Origin of the sequence: Anaeromicrobium sediminis (assembly GCF_002270055.1) — a bacterium.
Lineage (GTDB): Bacteria > Bacillota > Clostridia > Peptostreptococcales > Thermotaleaceae > Anaeromicrobium > Anaeromicrobium sediminis.
Map to the genome: position 1 here is coordinate 54,125 of NZ_NIBG01000001.1, position 20,088 is coordinate 74,212.

The 20,088-nt window shown below is 30.1% G+C and carries 19 protein-coding genes and 1 other annotated feature; of the genes, 17 read left to right on the forward strand and 2 right to left on the reverse strand.

Annotated elements, in window-relative coordinates:
- Positions 1–35 precede the first annotated feature (35 nt).
- The 11 genes from CCE28_RS00260 to CCE28_RS00305 all read left to right on the forward strand — a co-directional run bounded on the left by CCE28_RS00260 (position 36) and on the right by CCE28_RS00305 (position 11,428).
- Positions 36–548: an adenine phosphoribosyltransferase gene (locus tag CCE28_RS00260; protein ID WP_095129792.1), complete on the forward strand. Its 513-nt coding sequence runs from the start codon at positions 36–38 to the stop codon at positions 546–548.
- Positions 549–618: 70 nt separating this feature from the next.
- Positions 619–2,790 carry a RelA/SpoT family protein gene (locus CCE28_RS00265; RefSeq protein WP_095129794.1) on the forward strand — a complete coding sequence of 724 codons (2,172 nt, stop codon included), beginning with the start codon at positions 619–621 and terminating at the stop codon, positions 2,788–2,790.
- Between the two features lie 13 nt (positions 2,791–2,803).
- On the forward strand, positions 2,804–3,253 hold the full coding sequence (gene dtd / locus CCE28_RS00270) for a D-aminoacyl-tRNA deacylase (protein WP_095129796.1): 450 nt from the start codon (positions 2,804–2,806) through the stop codon (positions 3,251–3,253).
- Between the two features lie 10 nt (positions 3,254–3,263).
- Positions 3,264–3,884 carry an MBL fold metallo-hydrolase gene (locus CCE28_RS00275; protein ID WP_095129798.1) on the forward strand — a complete coding sequence of 207 codons (621 nt, stop codon included), beginning with the start codon at positions 3,264–3,266 and terminating at the stop codon, positions 3,882–3,884.
- Between the two features lie 64 nt (positions 3,885–3,948).
- The gene (locus CCE28_RS21925) at positions 3,949–4,122 is read left to right on the forward strand and encodes a hypothetical protein (RefSeq protein WP_176461568.1); all 174 of its coding nucleotides are present in this window, start codon (positions 3,949–3,951) and stop codon (positions 4,120–4,122) included.
- A 14-nt stretch (positions 4,123–4,136) separates the two neighbouring features.
- The gene (hemZ, locus tag CCE28_RS00280) at positions 4,137–5,618 is read left to right on the forward strand and encodes a coproporphyrinogen dehydrogenase HemZ (protein WP_095129800.1); all 1,482 of its coding nucleotides are present in this window, start codon (positions 4,137–4,139) and stop codon (positions 5,616–5,618) included.
- A gap of 44 nt (positions 5,619–5,662) precedes the next feature.
- Positions 5,663–5,870, forward strand: a binding site (T-box leader).
- A gap of 133 nt (positions 5,871–6,003) precedes the next feature.
- A complete protein-coding gene (hisS, locus tag CCE28_RS00285; protein WP_330396790.1) occupies positions 6,004–7,260 on the forward strand; it encodes a histidine--tRNA ligase in 1,257 nt (418 codons plus the stop codon).
- An 11-nt stretch (positions 7,261–7,271) separates the two neighbouring features.
- Complete coding sequence (gene aspS, locus CCE28_RS00290; RefSeq protein WP_095129804.1) at positions 7,272–9,050, forward strand: aspartate--tRNA ligase; 1,779 nt, start codon at positions 7,272–7,274, stop codon at positions 9,048–9,050.
- Between the two features lie 133 nt (positions 9,051–9,183).
- Positions 9,184–9,612 carry a SoxR reducing system RseC family protein gene (locus CCE28_RS00295; protein ID WP_095129806.1) on the forward strand — a complete coding sequence of 143 codons (429 nt, stop codon included), beginning with the start codon at positions 9,184–9,186 and terminating at the stop codon, positions 9,610–9,612.
- Between the two features lie 111 nt (positions 9,613–9,723).
- Positions 9,724–10,953: a serine hydroxymethyltransferase gene (locus CCE28_RS00300; RefSeq protein ID WP_095129808.1), complete on the forward strand. Its 1,230-nt coding sequence runs from the start codon at positions 9,724–9,726 to the stop codon at positions 10,951–10,953.
- 205 nt (positions 10,954–11,158) lie between these two features.
- A complete protein-coding gene (locus CCE28_RS00305; RefSeq protein WP_095129810.1) occupies positions 11,159–11,428 on the forward strand; it encodes a DUF3343 domain-containing protein in 270 nt (89 codons plus the stop codon).
- A gap of 170 nt (positions 11,429–11,598) precedes the next feature.
- Here CCE28_RS00305 and CCE28_RS00310 read toward each other — a convergent pair whose 3' ends face one another.
- Positions 11,599–13,020: a hypothetical protein gene (locus CCE28_RS00310; protein ID WP_095129812.1), complete on the reverse strand. Its 1,422-nt coding sequence runs from the start codon at positions 13,018–13,020 to the stop codon at positions 11,599–11,601.
- Positions 13,021–13,207: 187 nt separating this feature from the next.
- Here CCE28_RS00310 and CCE28_RS00315 point away from each other — a divergent pair, with 187 nt between their 5' ends.
- The gene (locus tag CCE28_RS00315) at positions 13,208–14,020 is read left to right on the forward strand and encodes a hypothetical protein (RefSeq protein ID WP_095129814.1); all 813 of its coding nucleotides are present in this window, start codon (positions 13,208–13,210) and stop codon (positions 14,018–14,020) included.
- A 304-nt stretch (positions 14,021–14,324) separates the two neighbouring features.
- Here the strand turns inward: CCE28_RS00315 and CCE28_RS00320 are convergent, their stop codons facing one another.
- Positions 14,325–15,527, reverse strand: a complete 1,203-nt coding sequence (locus CCE28_RS00320) for a hypothetical protein (protein ID WP_141228292.1) — start codon at positions 15,525–15,527, stop codon at positions 14,325–14,327.
- A 247-nt stretch (positions 15,528–15,774) separates the two neighbouring features.
- Between CCE28_RS00320 and CCE28_RS00325 the strand changes: the two genes are divergently transcribed.
- The 5 genes from CCE28_RS00325 to CCE28_RS00345 all read left to right on the forward strand — a co-directional run bounded on the left by CCE28_RS00325 (position 15,775) and on the right by CCE28_RS00345 (position 20,082).
- Positions 15,775–16,500 carry a hypothetical protein gene (locus CCE28_RS00325; RefSeq protein ID WP_095129819.1) on the forward strand — a complete coding sequence of 242 codons (726 nt, stop codon included), beginning with the start codon at positions 15,775–15,777 and terminating at the stop codon, positions 16,498–16,500.
- Positions 16,501–16,527: 27 nt separating this feature from the next.
- Positions 16,528–17,520, forward strand: a complete 993-nt coding sequence (locus CCE28_RS00330; RefSeq protein ID WP_095129821.1) for a glycosyltransferase — start codon at positions 16,528–16,530, stop codon at positions 17,518–17,520.
- Positions 17,521–17,657: 137 nt separating this feature from the next.
- The gene (locus tag CCE28_RS00335) at positions 17,658–18,425 is read left to right on the forward strand and encodes a glucose-1-phosphate cytidylyltransferase (RefSeq protein WP_095129823.1); all 768 of its coding nucleotides are present in this window, start codon (positions 17,658–17,660) and stop codon (positions 18,423–18,425) included.
- A gap of 3 nt (positions 18,426–18,428) precedes the next feature.
- Positions 18,429–19,397 carry a GDP-mannose 4,6-dehydratase gene (locus CCE28_RS00340; RefSeq protein ID WP_330396791.1) on the forward strand — a complete coding sequence of 323 codons (969 nt, stop codon included), beginning with the start codon at positions 18,429–18,431 and terminating at the stop codon, positions 19,395–19,397.
- Between the two features lie 229 nt (positions 19,398–19,626).
- A complete protein-coding gene (locus CCE28_RS00345; protein WP_095129827.1) occupies positions 19,627–20,082 on the forward strand; it encodes an RrF2 family transcriptional regulator in 456 nt (151 codons plus the stop codon).
- Positions 20,083–20,088: the final 6 nt, after the last annotated feature.

Genomic DNA, 20,088 nt, shown 5'->3' on the forward strand with positions numbered 1-20,088 from the left:
CAATATTAAAAGAAGTATATTTAGGGAGGAAAAATATGAATTTAAAAGATAAGATAAGGGTAATTGAAAATTTTCCACAAGAAGGAATTAGTTTCAAAGATATAACTACTCTTTTAAAAGATGGAGAGAGTTTTAGATATACTATAGATAAATTTGTAGAAGAATTAGATGGTAAAGAATTTGATTTAATAGTGGGACCAGAATCAAGAGGGTTTATTATAGGGACACCCCTTTCATATGCTACTAAAAAGGGATTTGTTCCAGTAAGGAAACCAGGGAAATTACCAGGTGAAACTGTTAAATATGAATATGATTTAGAATACGGAAGTGATTCATTAGAAATACATAAAGATGCTATACAAAAGGGACAAAAGGTTGTTATAGCAGACGATTTATTAGCTACGGGTGGTACATTACTTTCAACTATTAAATTAATAGAAGAATTAGGTGGAGAAGTGGTAGGAGTACTATGCTTAATTGAGTTATGTCACTTAAATGGTAGAAAACACTTAAGTGATTATGACGTTAAATCATTAATTCAATATTAGTGGTGGAATTTTACCACCACTAATTCTATATTCTCTATGTTAAAGATAGGTATAACTTAAGGGTGATGATATGATAGAAAAATTGTTAGCACAAATACAACAATATAATTCACTTTGTGACAGGCGATTAATTATAAAGGCCTATAATTTTTCAGAAGCAGCTCATGAGGGTCAAGTTAGAAAATCCGGCGAAAAGTATTTTATTCATCCTGTTGAGGTGGCCAAAATACTTGCTGAGTTGCATATGGATGATGCTACAATTGTGGCAGGGCTTATGCATGATGTTATTGAGGATACTAAATATACTTATGATCAGATAAAGGATGAGTTTGGTGAAGAAATAGCTATTTTAGTAGAAGGTGTTACAAAGTTAGGCAGATTTACATATGAAACAAAAGAGGAAAGACAAGCAGAGAGCCTTAGAAAAATGTTTTTGGCCATGGCGAAGGATATAAGAGTAATAATTATTAAATTAGCCGACAGACTTCATAATATGCGAACATTAAAATATATGAACGAGAATAAGAAGAAGGAGAAGGCTAAAGAGACCTTAGAGATTTATGCTGCCATAGCCCATAGATTAGGTATATCTAAAATAAAATCTGAATTAGAAGATTTATCACTTAGATATTTAGATCCAGAGGGATATTACGATTTAGTTGAGAAAGTTTCTAAAAAGAAGAGAGAGAGAGAAGCTTATATTAATCAAGTAATAGATCAATTAGATACTAACCTATCAAAAAATTTAGATTTTCAATATGAAATAAGTGGTAGATCTAAGCATTTTTATTCTATATATAGAAAAATGGTATATAGGCATAAAATATTTGAAGAGATTTTTGATTTGACGGCCATAAGAGTATTAGTAGATAAGGTGAGAGATTGTTATGGAGTCTTAGGGATTGTTCATACTATGTGGAAGCCAATCCCAGGAAGGTTTAAAGATTATATAGCAATGCCTAAGCCTAATATGTATCAATCTCTACATACTACGGTTATAGGCCCTGATGGAGAACCACTAGAAATTCAAATAAGAACCTGGGAAATGCATAGAATAGCAGAATATGGTATTGCTGCCCATTGGAAATATAAAGAAAGCCAGTCTGTAGATGCATCTAATGATGATAAATTAAGATGGTTAAGACAATTATTAGAATGGCAAAGGGATATGAATGACCCTAAGGAGTTTATGGAATCTTTAAAAATTGATCTCTTTACTAACGAGGTATTTGTATTCACTCCTAAGGGAGATGTAATTGATTTACCAGCAGGATCAACACCTATTGACTTTGCATATAAAATTCACTCTGCTATAGGTAATAGTTGTATAGGAGCTAAAATAGATGGTAGGATAGTACCTATTGACTATAAACTTAAAAATGGGAATATAGTACAAGTTCTTACATCAAAAAATTCTAATGGACCAAGCAGAGACTGGTTGAAATTTGTTAAAAGTACTCAAGCAAAGAACAAAATAAAACAATGGTTTAAAAAGGAACGTAAAGAGGAAAATACCATAAAAGGTAAAGACATGTTGGAGAAGGAAATTAAGAGACATGGACATGAGCCTCAAGAACTTTTAAGGACAAAATGGTTAAATAGTTTAGTTAAAAAATTGAGTTTACATTCTATTGAAGATTTATATGCTGCCATAGGATATGGGGGAATATTGCTTAGCCAAGTAGTACCAAAATTAAAGGAAAAGTATAAGGAAAACAACACAGAAGAAAAGTCTAACGAAGAAATAGTCGAAAATATTAATAAGCAACCTAAAAGAAGATATGATAAAAGAAGTACCCAAGGTATTCGTGTAAAGGGAATAGATAGTATTTTAGTAAGGTTTTCTAAGTGCTGTAGTCCTGTTCCTGGAGATGAAATTGTAGGTTTTATAACAAGAGGAAGAGGAGTATCTATACATAGGGAAGATTGTATAAATATAACTAATGGAAATGAAGACTTAGATAGATTTATAGAAGTGGAATGGATTGAAGATAGACAAAAGTCATATCAAACAGAAATACAAATTATATCTGCAGATAGAAAGGGTCTTTTATCAGAAGTTACAAGTGTATTGGCAGACATTAATTTGATTGTAACTGCAATTAATGCCAGAAGTACAAAGGACAAAGTTGCCATAGTAAACTTAACTATAGAAATTAATAATGTAGCACAATTAGATAAATTAATTAACAAAATAAGAAGTATGGATGGAGTAATAGAAGTCAAACGTGTGAATTCATAATAGGAGGGGTATTATGCGTGCAGTAGTACAAAGGGTAAGTAGTGCTAGTGTAGATGTAGACCATGAACGGATAGGATCTATAGAAAAGGGTCTATTAGTATTACTTGGAGTAGAAGAAACTGATAATTCAAAGGATTTACAATATATGGTTGATAAAGTATTAAACCTTAGAATATTTGAAGATGAAAACGAAAAAATGAATTTATCATTAAAAGATGTAAGTGGTGAATTAATGGTAGTTTCTCAATTTACTCTTTTAGGTGACTGTAGAAAGGGAAGACGACCTAGTTTTATTGAAGCTGCAAAGCCTGAAAAGGCAAATGAATTATATGAGGAATTTGTTGCAAAGTGCAGAGACGAAGGTATAAAAGTAGAAACAGGAAAATTTCAAACTCATATGCATGTTAATTTATGTAATGATGGTCCTGTTACCATATTAGTTGATAGTCATAAAAAGTTCTAGGAGTGATTAGATGATAATTGAAAGAATACCAGCAGGAATATATGCTACAAATTGCTATATATTAACCTGTGAAGAAACCTATGAATGTGCAATTATTGATCCTGCAGGAAGTGCAAATGATATATTTAATTATATTAAAGAAAATGATTTTATACCTAAGTATATAATACTAACTCATGGACATGCAGATCATATTGGAGCAGTAGAAGAATTAAGAAGTAAATTTAATTTAAAAGTATTAATTCATAAAGATGATGAGTATATGCTTAAAAATGCAAATTACAATTTATCTGCACATATGAGTGGACCTAATATTGAATTTAATAGTGATGAAACCTTTGAAGATGGACAAACTATTAAATTAGGTAACCTAGAGGTACTTTTAATCCATACGCCGGGACATACAAAGGGAAGTAGCTGTATATTAGTAGAAAATATGTTGTTCTCAGGTGATACATTATTTGCCAATTCCATAGGAAGAACAGATTTAGAAGGTGGATCCTTTGAAGATATTATAAAGTCCATAAAGGAAAAGCTTATAATATTAGATGAAAACATAAAGGTATTACCAGGACATGGACCTGCATCAACTATTGGAATAGAAAAAGCTACAAACCCATTTGTGAAGTAACAATGCATATCCTCCAAATTTTATGTTAAGAATATTACTATCATAAAATTTAGGAGGGTTAACTATGAATAAGAGAAAAACATCTAAATACAAAAGTGGGAATATCATGGACATAAATTTTCATGATTTTATGGATATGGTGGACTATGGTATGAATGATGAGGAAATAGCTCATGAATTAGGAGTTACCCAAGGAGATGTAATGAAGCTTAAAAATGAAATTCATAAGGAGCTTTAGTTAGGAGTTTATTGATGATACATGTGAAATTAGAAGGCCATGATTATGAATATGAAATTGGCGAATTAATTAAGGTATTTTATAATGTTAATGAATTTCAATTTACAGATAAAATCCCCAATGGCAAATTAGGAATTATAAATAAACTATATTATGAAAATGAAAAAAAAATTTCAAAATCTAGTCTTTACAATAAAGAAGAATTAATAATGGAAATAGAAGAAGAATTTAAAGTAGAAGATAGAGAACCTTTAAGAGAGAGAAAACTAGTTAAACAAAAGTTGAAATTGACTTTATTTGAATTATTAGCCCAATATACGAAAAGAAGACCTAAGTGGGGAATATTGACAGGAATACGTCCTACTAAAATAGTATATGAACTTATGAGTGATGGTTGTACTGAGGAAGAAATTAAAAATATACTAAAAATCCAATATAGATTAAGTGAAGAAAAAATTCAATTACTAATTAATATAGTTAACATTGAAAAAAATCTAATGAAAAATAAAAAGGATTATGTGAGTATATATATAGGCATACCATTTTGTCCTACAAAATGTTTATATTGTTCTTTTCCATCTAATAGTATATGTGAAAAGAATGATAAAAGAGAAGCCTATATAGAAAGCTTAGCCTATGAGATAAAAGAAGTATCTATGATGCTAAAGGAAGCTAATAAGAGAATAGATACCATATACATAGGCGGAGGTACACCAACTTCTCTTACTAATGATCAATTAGAAAAATTATTTGTGACTATTAAGGAAAATTTAGATTTAAGTGAAGTAAGAGAGTTTACAGTGGAAGCAGGAAGACCAGACACTATAACAATGGAAAAGTTAAAAACAATTAAAAATCATGGTATAGAAAGAATTAGTATAAACCCTCAAACTATGAATGATTCCACACTAAAACTAATTGGAAGAAATCATACTGTAGAGGATATAAAGAATACATATGAATTGGCAAGGCAAATTGGCTTTAAAACAATAAATATGGATTTAATAATAGGATTGCCTAATGAAGGTATAGATGAATTTGAGAATACAATGAAGGAAATAATTAAATTAGATCCTGAAAATATAACTGTCCACACTTTAGCCATTAAAAAGAGTTCAATTTTAAAAGCAAATAAAGAAAAATATAAACTTTGTCATGAAAATAGCGCTGAGAAAATGATAGAAATGGCTAATAAATATTGTAAAGAAATGACCATGTCTCCCTATTATATGTATAGACAAAAGTATATGGTGGGAAACTTAGAAAACATAGGATATGCTAAGGTCGGTCATGAATGTATTTACAATATTGAAATTATAGAAGAGAAACAAACCATAATTGCATTAGGGGCTGGAGCCATATCAAAGGTCTATTATCCTGATGAAAATAGACTTGAAAGGGTGCCTAATGTAACTAGTTTAGATCATTACATAGATAGAACAAAAGAAATGGTAGAAAGAAAGAAAAAAGAATTATTAGGAAATAATATGAAATAATATTGACATAATTTATTTTTATTATATATAATGAATTTAAAAGTTTAAATGCTTAGATAAAGATTAGTAGGTATAATACTATTTACAGCGAGTTGAGGAAGGTGAAAGCTCAATAATAAAAGGTTATACTAAAGACACTTTGGAGCACATTGTTTGAATAAAGTAGGATAATGCGTAATTCGGCGTTAACGAATTTAAGTGGAGGAATTCAATTAAGGGTGGCACCGCGGGATTAAACTTCTCGTCCCTTTATATATTTATATATGGGATAGGGGAGTTTTTTTATTTGAAAAAATTATTAAATAACTAGATTTTCCATAAAGTAGTAGAGAAAATACAGACTTTATATTAATCTAATGGACTATGTTTATAAAGGAGGATAAAAATGAAAGCGCCAAGAGGTACTAAAGATGTTCTACCTAAAGATGTGTATAAATGGCACTACCTTGAGGATACATTTAGAGAAACTTGTAAAAATTTTGGATACAATGAAATTAGAACTCCCATATTTGAGCATACAGAGCTATTTAAAAGGGGAGTAGGGGAAACTACAGATATAGTACAAAAGGAAATGTATTCCTTTGAAGATAATGGAGGAAGGGATATAACATTAAAACCAGAGGGAACAGCCCCTGTTGTGAGAGCTTTTATTGAACATAAATTATATGCAGATGCTCAACCAACAAAATTGTATTACGCAACTCCATGCTTCAGATATGAAAGACCACAGGCTGGGAGACTAAGAGCATTTCACCAATTTGGTATAGAAGTATTTGGAACTACTAATCCTCAAATTGATGCAGAGATAATTGGGGTTGCCATGGACTTTTTTAGTAGACTACATATTAAAAACCTAGAACTTAGAATAAACAGTGTTGGATGTAAAAAATGTAGAAGTGACTATAATGAAGTATTAAAGAAATATTTATCTACTAAAGTTGAAAAATTGTGCAATACTTGCAATGATAGATATGAAAGAAATCCAATGAGAATAATAGATTGCAAAAATGAAAAATGTAAGGAAGAAGTAAGTGATATACCACTTATGATAGACCATTTATGTGAAGAGTGTAGTAATGATTTTAATCAATTAAAGGAAAGTTTAAATCTGATGGATATAGGATTTATAGTAGATCCTAAAATTGTTAGAGGATTGGATTATTACACAAAAACTGCCTTTGAAATAATATCAAATGAAATTGGTTCCCAAAGTACCGTATGCGGAGGAGGGAGATATGATGGTCTTATTGAACAATTAGGCGGCCCATCCATGCCGGGCATTGGATTTGGAATGGGAATTGAGAGACTTTTATTAACCCTTGAAAATAATAATATTGAAATACCAAAGCCAGATAAGTTAGATGTGTTTATAGTGAGTCTAGGTGAGAAAAGTAATAGGGAATCTGTTAAAATACTAAAAAGTATAAGAGAAGAGAACCTTTCTGCAGACAAGGACTATTTAGAGAGAAGTATGAAGGCACAATTTAAATATGCAAATAAGAGAAATGCAAGATTTTGTATTGTAATTGGAGAAAACGAAATAGAAAAGGGTGTTGTAACCCTAAAAAATATGGAAACTGGTGATCAAACAGAGATTTCAATTGACAATATAGGACAAGAGATAAAAAATATATGTAAATAGGAGGTAAAGTTATGGCTGATGTAATAGGAAACATGAAGAGAAATAATATGTGTGGTAACCTTACTACAGACAATATAGGACAAGAGGTTACTTTAATGGGATGGGTTCAAAAGAGAAGGAATTTAGGTGGTCTTGTATTTGTAGATCTAAGGGATAGGACAGGTATATGTCAGGTAATATTTGACAAGGATGTGTCTGAAGAAGCCTTTAATAGGGCAGAAGAAATAAGAAGTGAATTTGTAATAGGTATTAGAGGTATTGTTAGAAAAAGACAATCTGTAAATCCTAATATGCCAACTGGAGAAATCGAAATTTTTGTGGAAGAATTAAAGATATTTTCACAAGCTCAAACTCCTCCAATTTATATAGAAGATGAGGATGAAGTTTCTGAAAATTTAAGGTTAAAATATAGATATTTAGATTTAAGAAAACCTAAAATGCAAAAGAATTTAATCTTTAGACATAAGATTACTAAAATAGTTAGGGATTTCTTTGATGAAAATGGATTTGTGGAAGTTGAAACTCCAATGTTAACTAAGCCAACTCCAGAGGGAGCTAGAGACTATTTAGTACCTAGTAGAGTTAATCCAGGGAAGTTCTATGCCCTACCTCAGTCCCCACAATTATTTAAACAATTATTAATGGTATCAGGAATGGACAGATATTTCCAAATAGTAAAGTGTTTTAGAGATGAGGATTTAAGAGCAGATAGACAACCGGAATTTACTCAAATAGATGTGGAAATGTCCTTTGTAGACATAGACAATGTATTATCTATTAATGAAGAATTAATTAATAAAATATTTAAAGAAACTTTAGATGTAAATATTAATTTACCTATTGAAAGAATGCCTTATAAGGAGGCAATGGAAAGATTTGGTTCTGATAAGCCAGATACGAGATTTGGATTCGAATTAAAATGTTTAAATGACATAGTAGAGAACTCTGAGTTTAAAGTATTTAGTGGCACCGTTAAGAAGGGTGGCGATGTTAGAGGTATTAATATAGATGGATATGGAGATAGCTTTAGCAGAAAAAATATTTCTAAACTAGAGGATTTTGCTAAAACTTATGGAGCAAAGGGTCTTGCGTGGATAAAGATTACAGAAGAAGGAGTAAACTCTCCAATTGCTAAATTCTTAAGTGAAGATGAATTAAATAAGATAGTTGAACGTTTTTCTGCTAAAGCAGGGGATCTAATATTAATTGTGGCAGACGAATCAGATGTGGTATATGATTCATTAGGTCACTTAAGGGTAGAGATAGCTAAGAGACTAGACATTTTAAATAAAGATGAATATAAATTGTTATGGGTAACGGAATTTCCTTTATTTGAGTATGATAAGGAAGAAGATAGATATGTGGCTAAACACCATCCTTTCACATGTCCAATGGATGAAGACATACATTTACTTGAAACAGAGCCTCATAAAGTTAGAGCTAAGGCTTACGATATTGTATTAAATGGAGTAGAAATTGGAGGAGGAAGTATAAGAATCCATAGTTCTGAACTTCAACAAAAAATGTTTAAGGCATTAGGATTTAGTGAAGAGCAAGCGTGGGAAAAATTTGGATTCTTACTGGAAGCATTTAAATATGGAACACCACCTCATGGAGGTATTGCATATGGATTAGATAGATTAGTAATGTTACTTACTGGTAATGACAGTATTCGTGAAGTAATAGCATTCCCTAAGACTCAAAATGCCTCTTCTCCAATGACAGAAGCTCCAACTTATGTTGAAGTTAAGCAATTAGAAGAATTACATATAGAATCTGCAGTAGAATAAATAATAGGGTGACCATTTTGGTTGCCCTTTTCTTTTATATAATTTATAATGAATTAAAGGTATATTTATGGTTAACAGACTGTAAAAATAGGGTATAATGTAATTGTACTAGAAATGAAGTAGAGGTGAAGATATGAATCAAGTAGGATTTGTTACTAAAATTTTACCAAATAATAGAGCAGAGGTTAGTATGAAAAAACATGCTGCATGCGGTGAATGTGGCGCATGTCAGCATGGTCATGAAAATATGAACTTAAATATTATAGCATTAAACAAGATAAAGTCTGTAGAAGGAAATAAGGTGGAAGTAGACTTAGAAACATCAAATGTATTAGGGGCAGCTTTTATAATGTATGTGATTCCTCTAGTGACCATGGTAATAAGTATTTTCATAAGTAGACATGTTTTTGGAAATATAATGAAAATTAATAACTTTGAAATATACTCCATTTTAACAGGGTTTACATGTTTATCCATAACTTTTTTAGCCATTAGATTAAATGAAAAAAAGTTTGAAGATAGTAAGAGGTATATTCCTACTATAACTAGAATTATAGAATAATGGGACAAGGATTCAAAATTACAACTAGATATATATTAAGGTAAAAGTTATACTTTGTTTAAACTATATAATAATATATAATTTTTAAAATATATTAAGGAGGGGTTACCTATGGACTTTAATAACTTAAAGGTTGTGGATGAAAAGGTATATGAATCAATTTGTAATGAAATTAGCAGGCAGCAAGAAAAGATTGAATTAATAGCTTCTGAAAACTTTGTAAGTGAAGCTGTTATGGAAGCAATGGGCAGTCAACTTACTAATAAGTACGCAGAAGGATATCCTGCTAAAAGATATTATGGTGGCTGTGAACATGTTGATGTGGTAGAAGACCTAGCTAGAGAAAGATTAAAAAAATTATTCAATGCAGATCATGTAAATGTACAACCTCATTCAGGTGCCAATGCTAATTTGGGTGTATATTTTGCTATATTAAAGCCAGGTGATGTGGTTTTAGGTATGAATTTATCCCATGGTGGACATTTAACCCATGGAAGTCCCGTTAATATTTCTGGAACATATTATAAATTTGTTGATTATGGTGTAAACAAGGAAACAGAAACTATAGACTATGAAGAAGTTAGAAGAATTGCAATAGAAAATAAGCCTAAGTTGATTGTTGCAGGTGCTAGTGCTTACCCTCGCGCTATAGACTTTAAAAAGTTTAGGGAAATAGCTGACGAAGTGGGAGCGTATCTAATGGTTGATATGGCCCATATTGCAGGGTTAGTTGCTGCTGGACTTCATGAAAATCCATGTGAGTATGCTCACTTTGTTACGACTACTACTCATAAGACCCTAAGAGGTCCTAGGGGAGGAGCTATTTTATGCAAAGGAGAATTTGCTAAAAAAATCGATAAAGCTATTTTCCCAGGTATTCAAGGAGGCCCTTTAATGCATGTTATTGCAGCTAAAGCTGTAAGCTTCAAAGAGGCTCTTGAAGATGAATTTATTACATATCAAAAACAAGTTATAAAAAATGCAAAGAGACTAGGAGAAGAACTTGTAAAGAGAGGGTTTAGATTAGTATCAGATGGCACTGACAACCATTTAATATTAATAGATGTTAGAAATAAGAATATTACAGGAAAAGAGGCAGAAAGACTACTAGATGAGGCTGGAGTTACAGTAAATAAAAATACAATACCTTACGATCCAGAGAGTCCTTTTGTAACTAGTGGAATACGTATAGGAACGCCAGCAGTAACTACTAGAGGTATGAAAGAAGATGACATGGAAACAATAGCAGAGATTATTAGTACTATAATAGATAAGAAAGATACTATGGATAAGGCTAAAGATATGATTAAAGGCTTATGTGAAAATTTTCCATTATATTAAATAAGTTTTAAGTTAAGGAAGGAAATTAGTAATTTAATTTCCTTCCTTTTTTACTTTGTAGACCTTTACATTGTTTGTTATAGAGTACAAAGATATGGAATCTTCATATCTTTTTTGAAGCTAAAAGCCTATTTTTCATAAAGATTCCTTACCATATAAGAAGTTCCTGAATATAATGAGGTAAAAGAAAAATGGAGCTGATAGGATGTTGTATTACAATGAAAAATATGTGATAGTGCTTTCTTCTGCCTATCATGGATATTATGTAGAAGATCTTCTTAGAAGAAATTCGATTCCTAATACTTTTAAAAGGGCACCAAGGGCCATAGGACCGTCATGCCATACGGCTATATATATACAAGAAAAGGATCTAGATAAAGCTATGGAGTTAATAAATAAGGTTAACGTATCTGTTAAGGGTGTCTATGAACTGATACAGATAGGAGGCATGTACGATTATAGAAAGATACAATAAAATTAAAGACAAATATAAAAGAGGGGAAAACTACGACTTAAAATTCCCTTCTTTCATGCTTAATAGAAAGGATATTATACTTTTTAAACTTAAAGTAACAAATGAATTAATTGTATAGATTCATTTGAATCAATTGAGGCATATAAAAAATAGGAGTAGTTTCCCACCTCCTATTTGAAAATGCGCTTAAAAATCCCAGCATTATTCATTTTATCAATTTCTTCCTTTAACTTTTTATTTTCATTATTAAGATTTTCAAGACGCTTACTCATGTTATCTAAACGCTCTTCATACATTTTAATTGAATTTTGTAAGGAGATATTTTCCTCATCCATAGACTTATAATCATTTAGAAGTTTCTTATGCTTATTATTTAATATGTTAACATATGTCTTATTTTCATTATCTAATTTTTTTACCTCATCTCTCATGAGTTTTAGTTTACCTTCCAAGGTATGAAGTAAATTTGTCTTTGAATAAAGTTCCTGCTCTTTTTTATACAATTTTAATTGAAGATGTTTATGATTATCCTGTTTAGGTAAATTGTTTGTAACAGGTTTAATTGTTGATTTTATAGTAGAAAACTCTTTTTTTTCTGTTCTCATCCCTGTAATATCTATTGGAAATGGATTGCTAAGATCGCTACATAGAATAAAATTTGATGTATAAGAACATGTACTTTCGTTTTGCCCATATACTTTTACTAAGTGGAAGTTAGGAATGTCTAAACTATAGGGGTTGTTAAAGTGGCTATTGCCTGCCTTTTTTGCATAGTAAACAATTTCATTAGAAAGAGTATAACAGATCATATTAGAACTATTAATAAATAAAAAGTGATCTGTAATGGGTGTATTTATTTCAGAGCTAATAGATGGTTTATGTATTATCTTATTTTCATATAAGGTTAAATACTTTATGCAATAATTATTTTTCTGTTTATCTGAATAGGCAATATGGTTAATATTATCTTCACTTACTATTACATCTATAGAAAAATTTTTAGTATATATGCAGGAAGAAATTTTCATGGGAATACTCCAATTTCCATCTAAGAGTTTCGTATACATTAAGTCGAAAATCATATTATTATTACTAAGGTAAATTAAAGCTAAATTTTCACTTTTATCCTTATATAAAAAATATGGATTTATTGAATTTTTATGATTAAGGCGAACTCTATTGAATACATTTTTTTTCCATAAAGGTCCTTCCATATAATAGGAGAGTATAGACCAAGATAAGGAAGAAGATGTACCTTTCCAGCAAAAAACAATATGAGGTGAGCCATGAGAACAAACAAGAGAAATATTTTTTATAGTTTCTCCCTCTTCTGAGATTTCGTAGAGCAAATGAGAATGCCACATATTCCCTTCACTTTTATAGTATATTAGTTTTTTGCATTTAGTATATAAAGCTATATGTATATTTTTATCTTTATCCATGTCCAAATTGTATTCGTCTACTTCATAAGGACTTATTTGGATGATAGAATCCTTTGTTTTATATTTTAAATAGTCATCTTCATCAACATATATATTGAAAAATTCATTGTTAGTAAATAAAATCCTAGGTACTTTTTTATTTTCTATCACATTATCACCCACCTTAATAAAATATATTATTGATGGTATTACAATATGTAGAGATTTTAATGAAAAATTTTAAAAGTTTTATCACCAAATAGGATTGGAATACATAATATACAATTAGAACAGGAGATTTATTTACTACTTACAGATAAGAATGTTTATCTTTAAATATAAAAGAGGGGGAGAATATATGTACAAAAAATCATCCTGCGGAATCAGTATGTATACTCCAGGTGTAATTCCGGAAGAATTAAGAGAATCATTTGGAAATGCATGTGAGTTAGTTTGTGTACAGATTCCTAAGGTATACGATTCTTGTCTTTTAAGATTATGTTTAGTAGGAGATCAAGATAAAGCCAACGAAGAAGAAGGTATTGAATTTGACAAAGACTTGAGAGTTAGAATTGATTGTTGCGTAGATGGTATAGTAAATGCAAGAGTTGTTGGCTTAGTACCAGGTTCCTTTAAGATAATCAGTAAAAGAGAAGTCCCAGGAGATTGTGACAGAAAGATTATTTGTTACACATATGAATTAAAAATATTGTACGATATTGTTTGTGAAGATGGTACAATATGCAAAGATGAAGTATTATGCTTAAGGAGAAGTGAGTGTGTTGGCCCATTATATTGCCCAGACTCAGAAACCATCATAAGAGAACAACAAGGTGATCGTCGTCATCATCATCATCACCGTGATGATCCTATAGATGAGGAGATTATCAAATTAGAAATAATAGCTAAAGTTTTAGATGTAAAAATCGAGCTGGAAGAATGTCCATGTGATCCATATGAGGATGAATGCTTTGCAGTATTTACAGTGGGAATTTACAATATAGTTAAATGTGAACTAGTAGTTCAACTAGTAATACCTGCATTTGGATTCTGTCCACCACCAAAGCCATGTGAAAAAATGGGAGAACCATGTGAAATCTTTAATTCTCAATTACCACCTGCTTTCTTCCCACCACAATTAGATGATTTTATAACTGGTCCTTGTGTATAAATAAATTGAGATGTTCTAATCTTGAACATCTCAATTTATTTTTTACGCTATAGGAAATTATAAATTTTTAAAACTGTGGGTAAGTAAAAAATAAGGGGGTGTGGGGGAAGAATTCCCCTGCCGCCTTTAAGGAGGGTGCTCAGCAACTTCAGTTGCGTCGAAGGGAACCATAGGGTTCCATAGCGAAGCATACGAAGTATGCCCTTTTTATATATTAAATTATTATTTAACAAAAATCTCTGTAATAATTATGCCAGTAAATCTAAAGATAAATATATCATAATAATGGATTAAAGGACATTTACTATTTGAACAAGTTTAGTAGCCTGGAAAAAATATTATTATTATTATTATTTTTAAGATTTTCATTTAAAATATTACATTGATTTGTTAGAAACTCAATTTTTTCTTCGGTAAACTCTTGCTTTTCAGTTAATGAGTTTAATAAGCTATTTATACTTTCTTGTTTTTTTTTCATATCCTCCATAAGTAATAAAAAATTTTTAATGTCATTTAAGCCTTCATATTCCATAATCTTAGTAGTTGATGTATCTAATGGAACTGATAGGGATACAGTATTTTCCCTTTTAGTATAATCTATAAGGTTTATGCCTAAAATATATAATCTTTTCTTTAAAACGGAGTAAGTGAAAGGTATTTTTAATAATTCATAATTAATATAGTTATTTCCTAATAAGGTAGAAGGAATAAGTTCATCATTCTCATATCCCATATCTTCAAATTCATCATTCCACAAATCTGCTAATATGTTTTTAGACTTAGAAATAAATTGTCCATTTTCATTCCATATTACCTTTATAAAGTTAGACATTTTCATTATTATGGGATTTGTGTTGTTAGTATTTTCCCTAGAAATTTTTTGTGCTTTAGTCCAAGAGCCCTTTGAGGAATTTAATTTTTCATTATAAGTATAATAAATTGATAGATTGTTGTTTTCTAGCTTGGACCAAACCATATGACCTTTGTTTAGATTATCGCAAAGTATAAAAGGGGTAGAATGAATATTAAAGGTATTAAGTATTCTAGTAGGGTGAGTCCAAAGGTCATAACCAGGGTTAAATTTGCAATAATATATGAAGTACTTCCTATTATATAGAGATTTAAATACTACATGAATATTATTATGATAATCCATATCAACATTAAATGGATTGTTGTATTTTTCAGTGACTATATCGCAAACTTTCTTAGTATACCATTTATGATTTTTATAGGAATGATGCTTTAGTGTCCAAAGTTCTGAGTTTAAAACATTGCATATGCCTAATAATATATGTATTTGTTCATTTATGATGAAGATTTTTAAATTCCTAAAATTATTAGACTTATAATCATAATTAGTTATAGGTTTAAACTCATAGTCTCCGTTTTCATAGGTTGTGTATTCTAAATCTCCTAAGGAGGATATGACTACTATATGAAAGCTTTCCTTTGAATCTATTCCAATAGCGTAATCTACTATATTTTTTGCCAATTTTTTATTCATATAGACTTGATTGTCTCTTATAATATCCAAATAAAGATCTTTATCTTTTTTATAAAAAAAGTATATAAAATTAGTTTTGGAAGAATAAATGTATTGATTTTTATAAATAGAGTTCACAAACTATACCTCCCTTCATAAATTGTCCCATTATAATATATTTTTTTTTATAAAAAAAAATTACAGATTCATTAAAAAAATTTGATATTCAAAAGAATAAGGTCATATATATTATTTAAGGGGGGATAGTATGGAAGCTAGTTTTTCTAGTAACGGTAAAATATTAGAGGATAAAATAGTAGAGCCAAACCCATATACATCAAATAATAAGAAGAAAGAATATAATGTAGAATCAATTGGAAATGTAAACTTCCTAGATGAAGTGGAATCTGTAGGTGTGCTATTGGATAAAGTTTATTCATTTTGTCAACTTAGGGATTGTTTTCCAAAATTTAAAATAGATATACATGACTTTAGTAGAAAAACAGAATTTGAGAATATTATATTTCAAGAAGGATATATTGAAAGGGGAACTTTAGAGATAAGTTCTGTAGGAAAGAAAAGACCGAATTTTTCTAGGATAAAATTTACTCTAAAAATACCATTTACATTAAATCTAAGAAACCTGACAACTAAAGAATTAATAAGTATGAATGGGATTTTACCAGAATTAAAGAAGGATATTATAATGTACATACCAGAGGCAAGGAGTGAATTTGATTTTAGGGTGGTTGCAGAAACTAGAACAGAAATATTATCTTTACCTGAGATCATAAATAATCAAATCGAAATTCCAATAGGTATATTTTCAATAATAAGGGTAGTAGGTAGAGTGCAATTACTTGTACCAGCATACAAAACAACACCGGAACCTCCAGAGGCAGAAACATATGAGCATATGGAAGAATCCATATGTGAAGCCTTTGACACAAGAAACTTTCCACAAGATTTTTTTCCCATAAAAGATGATATATAATATATGTGTTTTTAAGGAGGAATTGGGTTGCGAATATTATTTCAAATAAGAAAGGACTATGAGAAAAATTCAGCTGGTGATACAGTAATATTGAAAAATATGGTCGAAGGTCTGAGGAAATTAAATGTTTCTGTGGATGTATATAATGATCATAGGATTTCAGTGAAAAAATATGATGTGGTCCATATTTTTAATACTATAAGGATTTATGAAAGTTACAAATTTTTTAAAAATGCTCAAAATGGTGGCAAAAGGATCGTTATAAGTCCCATATATTGGAACTTAAAAGATTTTTATAAAAATAGTAATAATATGGAATTAGTTAAGATATGGGACAAAAATGAAAGTAAAAGAAAAGAAATGTTAGATGAATGTGACGTCATACTAGCTCATGCTCAAGGTGAATTAGATGAAATAGAAAAATTTTATGGAAAAAAAACAAATTATAAAATACTTCCCTATGGGGTGGATAGGAAGTTTATAAATGGGAAAAAAAATTATTTGTTAAGTAAATACAATATAGATAATTATATATTGTGTGTTGGCAGAATTCATAGACAGAAAAATCAAATTTCTCTGTTAGAAGCCTTAAAAAAAGAAACAATTCCAATAGTTATAGCAGGGAATATTAATGATGAAGAATATTTAAAAACATGTCTTAAAATAAGAAAGAAAAATGTATTTGTGCTCAATGGAAAAAATAAATACGATTTGCCTTCTTTATACAAGAGTGCTAAGGTTCATGCTCTTCCAAGCTTTTTTGAATATCCAGGATTAGCTAGCATGGAAGCAGGCCTAGGGGGCTGCAATGTGGTAACCACTCAAATAGGAACCACAAAAGAAATATTTAAGGATTATGCAAAATATTGTAATCCCAATGATGTAAATTCCATAAGAGAAAATATTATGGAAGCTTTTTGGGAAGAAAGAGATAGTAAATTAAGAGAATACATATATGAAAACAACAACTGGGAAAAAATTTGCCTGAAACTAAAAAACATATATGAATCTTTAATATAAAATAATAGAAAATGTTTAGGCACAAGGCCTAGACATTTTTTTCATTAATCATAATTCAATAGTAACAAAGGAAGTTAAACTTAAAAATTTAAAGTGAAGAATAATTTAGATAGGGTTAGCTCTCAAGGAGGGAAAGTATGAAAGTAGTAATTCTATGCGGTGGAAAAGGTGTAAGAATGAAAAAAATTACAGAGGATATACCAAAGCCAATGGCCCCTATAGGTGATAGGCCAATTCTTTGGCATATTATGAAGAATTATATGCATTATGGTTTTAATGATTTTATTTTGCTATTAGGATATAAAGGAGATAAAATTAAGGAATATTTTTTAGACTATAAGTGGAGGAATTCAGATTTTATTTTAGATACTAGATATGGAGAAAAAAAAGTAAATTATATAAATGGAGGTGAAAAATGGAGAATAACTTTTATAGATACAGGCCTTCATACTATGACAGGAGGGCGAGTTAAACAAATTAAAAAGTATATAAAGAATACTTTTTTTCTAACATATGGAGATGGCTTATCAGACATAAATATAAAAAAACTTTTAGATTACCACAAAGAAAGGGGCAAAATTGGAACGGTTACAGGTGTAAATAGAAACAGTCAATACGGCATATTGGATGTAGAAAAGGGGATGGTGAAAGAATTTAAAGAGAAACCCAATAATAAGGAGATAATAAATGGTGGATTCTTTGTTTTTGAACCGGAATTTTTTTCATACATAGAAGATGAAGAAAAATCCATATTAGAAAGAAAACCTTTAATGACTTTAGCTACTCAAAATGAATTAGCAGTTTATGAACACAAGGGATTTTGGATGGCCATGGATACGTACAAGGATGTATTAGAAGTGAATAAAATGTGGAATGAGAAAAGAGCAAAGTGGAAGGTGTGGTAAATTGTGGGTAAAGATTTCTGGAAAAATAAGAATGTTTTCATAACCGGAGCTACTGGTTTTTTAGGAAATCATTTATGGAAAAGACTGGTCAATGAAGGTGCTAATGTAACCATATTAGTTAGAGATAAATTAAAAGGTATAAATATATGTGAATATAAGGATGTAAATATTGTTTATGGAAAAATAGAAGATGTAAAACTAATAGAAAGAATATTAGGAGAATATGAAATAGATACTATATTTCACTTAGCTGCACAGGCTATTGTAGGAGTGGCTAATAGAAATCCTATATCAACCTTTGAAAGCAATATACTAGGAACGTGGAATATATTAGAAAGTGCCAGAAGGACTTCCCTAATAAAAAGAGTAGTAGTGGCATCTAGCGATAAGGCCTATGGACAACAAGAACGATTGCCCTATGATGAAAACATGTGCCTTAAGGGGAAACATCCTTATGATGTGTCAAAAACTTGTGCTGACCTAATAAGTCAGTCTTATTATTACACATATAATTTACCCGTTTGTATAACAAGATGTGGCAATTTATATGGAGAGGGAGATTTTAATTTTAATAGAATAATTCCTCAAACCATTAGGTCTATATACTATAATGAATCTCCAATTATTAGAAGTGATGGAACTTTTGTTCGAGACTACTTTTATGTTCAAGATGCAGTTGAAGCATATCTTTTGTTAGCTAAGAAGATGGATGATAAGTCTATATGGGGAGAAGCCTTTAATTTTAGCAATGAAATACAATTAAATGTATTCGAATTAGTGAGTAAAATATTAAAAATTATGAATAGTGACTTAAAACCCATCATACTGAACAAGGGAAAAAATGAAATAAAGCACCAATATTTATCTGCAAATAAGGCTAAAAAACTATTAAAATGGAGTCACATCTATAGTATGGACGAAGGATTAAGGCGAACTGTAAAATGGTATGCTGAGTATTTGAGCAAATTATAATAATTAAAAGAGTAGTTCATTAAGGGAGAAGATATAATAGAAATCTTTATTAGTATAAGTTGAAAAAACTTTAGGATGTCCTAAAGTTTTTTTGTTTAAAGAAGTTATTCATATTAGAATTAATTTTATAAAAAAATAATTTTTGTGAATGTTGACATATTTAGTAGGGTATAATATACTTAGATATGAATTCAGAGTAATTTACTTAGGATTTAGAGGGAGTGGTTAAATGAAATTATCGACTAAGGGAAGATATGGAGTAAAAGCTATGTTCGAGCTAGCTCTTGCCCATGGAAATGGTCCAACGTCTTTAAATATAATTGCCGAAAAGCAAAACCTTTCCATTCATTATTTAGAACAGTTATTTTCTAGTTTAAGAAAGGCTGAGCTAGTTAGAAGTATCCGTGGAGCACAAGGGGGATATATACTAGCTAGAAATCCAGAAGAAATAACTGTAGGAGAGATTATTCGTACTTTAGAAGGACCACTGGCACCATCTGATTGTGTTATAGAAAATGAAGATAAAGGTCATGATTGTAACAGAGCTGGTTGCTGCGTTACAAGAACAGTATGGAAAAAAATTTGGGATAGTATTAATGATGTAGTAGATAATATTACATTACAAGATATGATTGATGATCATGATAAAATGACTTCTGAGGAAGGATATATGTATTATATATAGCTAGGG